This window comes from Acidithiobacillus sp. TH-A35 (assembly GCF_057473505.1).
Window position 1 is genome coordinate 1 of record NZ_JBYCKR010000321.1, and the last position, 5,097, is coordinate 5,097.

Below are 5,097 nucleotides of genomic sequence, written 5' to 3' on the forward strand. Positions count from 1 at the left end.
TATGATTCCGCTGCTCTAACCAGCTGAGCTAAAGCGCCGTGAGGCGCAAATTAAAGCCCTAACCGGTGCGCCTGTCAAGGGTGGCACCGTGGCAATCCGCGCTCATTTATCGTCAGCGCAGCAACCGGCGACTGAGCAGGCGCCACGCAAACCCGTAAGCGACCAGGGTGTAGAGCAGCAGCACGCCCGTGTGGTACAGCACCTCATGGGGCGGGTGCCCGGTCAGCAGTGGTCGCAGCAGCGCCACCGCATGGGTCAGCGGCAGCACCTCTGCAATGTCCTGAGCGAAGGGCGGCAACGAATGGAGGGGGTAGAAAACGCCGCAAAAGAGAAACATCGGCGTCACCGCCAGAGTGAAATAATACATGAAGAAATCATAACTGCGCGCCAGTGCCGTCATGACCAGCGCCAGTGCGCCAAAGCTCAGCCCCGCCAGCAGAATGATGGGCAACGCCAGGATTACCCAGGGGCCCTGTATGGCGCCAAAAAAGCTGGCGACGATGATGATGGCCACGGCGCTGATCAAGCCTTTCACTGCGCACCAGGCCACCTCACCGGCCAGGATGTCGCTGACGCGCAGGGGCGTGGCCAGCATGGCCGCGTAGGTGTGCTGGGCGCTCATCCGGGTAAAGGCCGAGTACAGGCCCTCGAAGCTGGCGGTGTTCATCACGCTGCTGGCGACGATGCCGGAGGCGATGAAGGTGATGTAGGGCATTCCGTCCATCTGTCCGACGAAGTGCCCCAGGCCGTAACCCAGCGCCAGCAGGTAAAGAAGTGGGTCGCCGAAGTTGCCGAGTAGGCTCGGCACCAGCAGTTTGCGCCAGACGCCGAAGTTGCGCTGCAGGACGGCCAGCGCCCCGGCCCCCGGCAAGGCGTCGCGTATCGGCATTATTCGGTTTCCTCCCGCAGATCGCGTCCCGTCAGGCGCAGGAATACATCCTCCAGGCTGGCGGGGCGCTGTATCCAGCGATAGGCCGGATCCTCCGCGAAGTGCGCCAGCAGCGGACTCAGATCCGTCCCGTAGCAGATCAGGGTATCGCCGACGCGCTCGCTGGTACTCACCCACTGACGATGCAGATCCTGCGGATCCGGCAGTTCACCGTCCACCCGGCGCAATTCGACGACGCCCCCGGGGATATGGGTGGTGATTAGGCCGCGCGGACTGTCTTCCGCCAGAATCCGGCCATGGTCGATGATCCCGACCCGGTCTGCCAGACGCTCCGCTTCGTCCATATAGTGTGTGGTCAGCAACAGGGTGGTGCCCTGCCGCCGTAGTTCGCGCAGACGCTGCCAGATGAGATGACGGGCCTGGGGGTCGAGTCCGGTGGTGGGCTCGTCCAGCAGCAGCAATTTTGGGGCGTTGATCAGGGCGCGGGCGATGGTCAGGCGGCGTTGCATGCCGCCGGACAAAGAGTGGATCGGTTGCGCGGCATAGCCGCTGAGGGCCATAAACTCCAGCAACTCGGCACTGCGCTGGCGGATCAGCGCTTTCGGCAGGCCGAAGTAACGGCCGTAGGTCCAGAGGTTTTCCTGCACGGTAAAATCGGGGTCCAGGTTATCCGTTTGGGGCACCACCCCCATGTCTGCCCGCGCCGCACGCCCCATTTCTGCAAGCGCTCGACCACCGATGTGAATCTCTCCGCCATCGGTTGGCGTCAGCCCCTGGATTGCCCGCACCGTGGTGCTCTTGCCCGCCCCATTGGGACCGACCAGGGCGAAGCACTCCCCGGCGGCAACGGCGAAGTCTACCCCGCGCAGCACCTCGCGCCCGCCATAACGCTTATGCAGCGCCCGCAGTTCAAGAAAAGCTGGATTCACGACAGGGGCCGCTGACTCCCATCTCGCTTACTTCTTCACTGAGGGATTCCAACAGTGCTGCTTGCAAAGCGTTCAACTGACCATGAAAGAAGTGGTCTGCGGGAAGCAAAATTTTCCTGGGCTGAACGGGCAGGGTATCAACCCAATTTTCTACGCTCACGGCGGGTACCAGTTCGTCCAGTTCGCCTTGAATCAGGGTCCACGGACAGGAAGGTGCTGGCAGTACAGTGAAATCAAAGAGATTAACGGGCGGGGCGACGGTCAGCAGACGGCTGATGCGCGGATGACGGTGCACGCTGCGATAGGCCACATAGGCTCCGAAGGAAAATCCGGCCAGCCAGATATCGAAGCCGTGACGGCGCTCCTGCACCCAGTCGAGCACAGCCAGGCAATCCTCGGTTTCGCCACGACCATCGTCATAGACGCCGCCGCTCTCGCCGACTCCGCGAAAATTGAAACGTAGCGAGGGGATACCCAATTGGTTGCAGGTCCTGCTCAGATAATGCACAACCTTGTTGTGGAGTGTGCCGCCATAAAGGGGGTGCGGATGGAGAATGACCGCCACCGCGCCGCGCGTCTCTTTGTCGGGGCAATCGGTAATGCCTTCCAGCGGACCCGCCGGACCCGGAATGATAACGCGCTGGCCTACACATTCCAGGCTGGCCAGTTCGCCGCCATCATAGAGGTGACTCCGGTCGATAGGCAGCATCAGATCCGCAGCCTTTCGACAGGCAGACCGTCACGCAGGTGGGATTCGACAATTTCGCGCACATCATCAGCATCTACATAGGTGTACCAGACGCCGTCAGGATAAACCACGGCCACTGGCCCTTCACTACACCGCCCCAGGCAACCGCAACGGTTCACCCGAACCTGTTTTTCGCCATGAATACCGAGGGTTTTGGCGTGCTTCCTGGCCACATGAAACATCTCTTCGGCGAGGCCGCTGTTATTGCAGGCCTGCTCGCCATTGTCGCGATGGTTCAGGCAAAGAAACATATGCCGTTGATAAAAAGCACCTTCCATAAGCGTTGACCCTCTCTTCATACAGGGACATCATACCTGAATTAGCCCTTACTGACAGCGTGTGGAGATGCCATGCTCAGCGATCAAGTCATCGCCAATATCGATAATGCCTTGCGTACCCTGACCGGACAGCAGATTGGCAGTGATCGACCGTATCCGGCCAGGGACATTCCCGACGTACTCCTGCGTCCCTGGGAACGACAGCGGGCCGGACGCATGATGCGGGTCAACCATGCGGGTGAGATCATGGCGCAGGCCCTTTATACGGGGCAGGCGACTGGCACGGATGACCCTGCCCTGCGTGAGCAACTGCAGCAGGCCCGCACCGAGGAGGAAGATCACCTGCGCTGGTGTGAAGCCCGCCTGCGGGAACTCAACAGTCGCCCAAGCCTGCTCGCCCCGCTCTGGTACAGCGCCGGCTGGGGCATGGGTTTTCTGGCCGCCCGTCGCGGTCGGGCCAGTAATCTCGGCCTTGTCGTTGCGGTGGAAAATCAGGTGGAAGAACATCTCAACAGCCATCTGCATGAACTCCCCGCCGATGATGAGCGCAGCCGCGCCATTGTGGCGCAGATGCGGGACGACGAAGTCGGGCACGCCGAAAAAGCGGAAGCGCTGGGTGCAGAAAAACTGCCCATGCCAGTACGTATGGCTATGGGAATTTTTTCAAAAGTCCTGACCCAGGGAGCGCTCTGGATATAATCGCTTAGGAGAGATTTCTGCCGGATACCGGGATCGGACGCATCTTCAATTCCGTACCACCTGGCAAGTGAATGCGATAGCGCCCGGCACGTACGGCCTCCGCCATGCTGCCAATGGTCTGCCTGCCGAGCAGGCCGACCACCTCGGCCTTGAGTGGCTTCCACTGAGTATGCACAGGGCAAGCGGTTTCATCGGCGCAAGTCTTGAGGCCCAGTACGCAGCCCTGACCAAAGGGCTGGCCTTCTACGACCTCGACTATGTCGAGGATGTTCATCTGCTCCGCGCCGGGACGCAGGACAAAACCGCCGCCGCGACCCTTGAAGGAGTCGAGCACCCCGCGCTTCGCCAGATCTTGCAGAATTTTCGCCAGATACTGGGCGGGAACGCGCAGATAATCGGATATGTCCCGACTCAGCACCGGCTCCCGAGGCGGCAGTGCGGCGAGATAGATCAGGGCCTGTAAGGCATATTCGCTGGTTTTACTCAGTAGCATAACGGCATCCTCAGCATTCTTCTCGAATCTCATAGTCATGGGTGACCACTGCGGTTTTGCCCAGCATGATGCTGGCCGAGCAATATTTTTCTGCGGACAGGCCGATGGCGTGGGCTACCCGTTTGGGATCCAGCGCTTTGCCGGATATCATAAAATGCAGATGGATCTCGGTGAATACTTTAGGGTCTTGATCCGCGCGCCGGGCACTTATTTCCACGACACAGTCGCGGACGTCTTGCCGGGACTTCTGGAGGATCATCACCACATCAATACTGGAGCAGCCGCCCAGACCCATCAACAGGAGTTCCATGGGGCGCGGCCCGAGATTGCGCCCGCCAATCTCGACGGAACCGTCCATGACCAGGGCGTGACCGCTATCGGCTTCAGCGACAAAACTCATCTGCTCATGACCCATCTACTGTACACGTGCCTTCACACACCACTCCCTATTCCCGGAAATTACAGATTCCCATTTAATGACAATCAACTAGCCGTGTAAACTGCATTTAGTCAAAAAACAGGCGTTCCAGGGCCTCTCCTGGTTGTGTGGCGCGCATAAACGCCTCGCCGACGAGAAAGGCGGCTACCCCCGCAGCGCGCAGGGTTGCCACCTCTTCACTGCGGCGAATGCCACTTTCGGTGACAACGATCCGCCCTTCGGGAATCTCCGGCAGCAGTTTCAGCGTGGTTTCAATCTCGGTGACAAAGCGGCGCAGGTCCCGGTTATTGATGCCGATCAGGGGCGTACGCAATTTTAATGCCCGCCGCAACTCGGCACCATCATGCACCTCTACCAGTACCGCCATACCCAGGCCCTGCGCGGTGGCTTCCAGGCTCTGTAGTTCGGCATCGCTGAGGGCCGCGACGATGAGCAGGATGGCGTCGGCCCCGATGGCGCGTGCTTCCCAAACCTGATAGGGGTCGATACAGAAATCCTTGCGCAATACCGGCAGTGTGCAGGCCTCGCGGGCGGCAGTCAGATAGAGGTCAACACCCTGAAAGTAGTGTTCATCGGTCAGGACCGATAGGCAGGCCGCCCCATGGGCTGCGTAATCCTGGGC

8 protein-coding genes are annotated in these 5,097 nt (G+C 60.3%); 1 reads left to right on the forward strand and 7 read right to left on the reverse strand.

Annotated elements, in window-relative coordinates; translation table 11 throughout:
- Positions 1-112: 112 nt before the first annotated feature.
- The 4 genes from AC2VNK_RS10130 to AC2VNK_RS10145 are packed head-to-tail and all read right to left on the reverse strand — an operon-like array spanning position 113 to position 2,817.
- A complete protein-coding gene (locus AC2VNK_RS10130) occupies positions 113-889 on the reverse strand; it encodes an ABC transporter permease (protein WP_291525370.1) in 777 nt (258 codons plus the stop codon).
- On the reverse strand, positions 889-1,818 hold the full coding sequence (locus tag AC2VNK_RS10135; RefSeq protein WP_291525372.1) for an ATP-binding cassette domain-containing protein: 930 nt from the start codon (positions 1,816-1,818) through the stop codon (positions 889-891). The genes AC2VNK_RS10130 and AC2VNK_RS10135 overlap by 1 nt, the downstream gene beginning before the upstream one ends.
- Positions 1,799-2,527 carry an alpha/beta hydrolase gene (locus AC2VNK_RS10140; RefSeq protein WP_486883667.1) on the reverse strand — a complete coding sequence of 243 codons (729 nt, stop codon included), beginning with the start codon at positions 2,525-2,527 and terminating at the stop codon, positions 1,799-1,801. Before AC2VNK_RS10140 ends, AC2VNK_RS10135 begins: the two co-directional genes overlap by 20 nt.
- The gene (locus AC2VNK_RS10145; protein ID WP_486883668.1) at positions 2,527-2,817 is read right to left on the reverse strand and encodes a (2Fe-2S) ferredoxin domain-containing protein; all 291 of its coding nucleotides are present in this window, start codon (positions 2,815-2,817) and stop codon (positions 2,527-2,529) included. The genes AC2VNK_RS10140 and AC2VNK_RS10145 overlap by 1 nt, the downstream gene beginning before the upstream one ends.
- A gap of 99 nt (positions 2,818-2,916) precedes the next feature.
- On the opposite strand from AC2VNK_RS10145, the gene coq7 reads away from it, so the two are divergent.
- Positions 2,917-3,543: a 2-polyprenyl-3-methyl-6-methoxy-1,4-benzoquinone monooxygenase gene (coq7, locus tag AC2VNK_RS10150; protein WP_291525378.1), complete on the forward strand. Its 627-nt coding sequence runs from the start codon at positions 2,917-2,919 to the stop codon at positions 3,541-3,543.
- 4 nt (positions 3,544-3,547) lie between these two features.
- Here the strand turns inward: coq7 and AC2VNK_RS10155 are convergent, their stop codons facing one another.
- The 3 genes from AC2VNK_RS10155 to AC2VNK_RS10165 all read right to left on the reverse strand — a co-directional run.
- Positions 3,548-4,036, reverse strand: a complete 489-nt coding sequence (locus AC2VNK_RS10155; RefSeq protein WP_291525380.1) for an RrF2 family transcriptional regulator — start codon at positions 4,034-4,036, stop codon at positions 3,548-3,550.
- Positions 4,037-4,046: 10 nt separating this feature from the next.
- Positions 4,047-4,451 carry an OsmC family protein gene (locus tag AC2VNK_RS10160; RefSeq protein WP_486883669.1) on the reverse strand — a complete coding sequence of 135 codons (405 nt, stop codon included), beginning with the start codon at positions 4,449-4,451 and terminating at the stop codon, positions 4,047-4,049.
- A gap of 91 nt (positions 4,452-4,542) precedes the next feature.
- Positions 4,543-5,097: indole-3-glycerol phosphate synthase TrpC (locus AC2VNK_RS10165; protein WP_486883670.1), on the reverse strand; the 555-nt coding region annotated here is incomplete at its 5' end.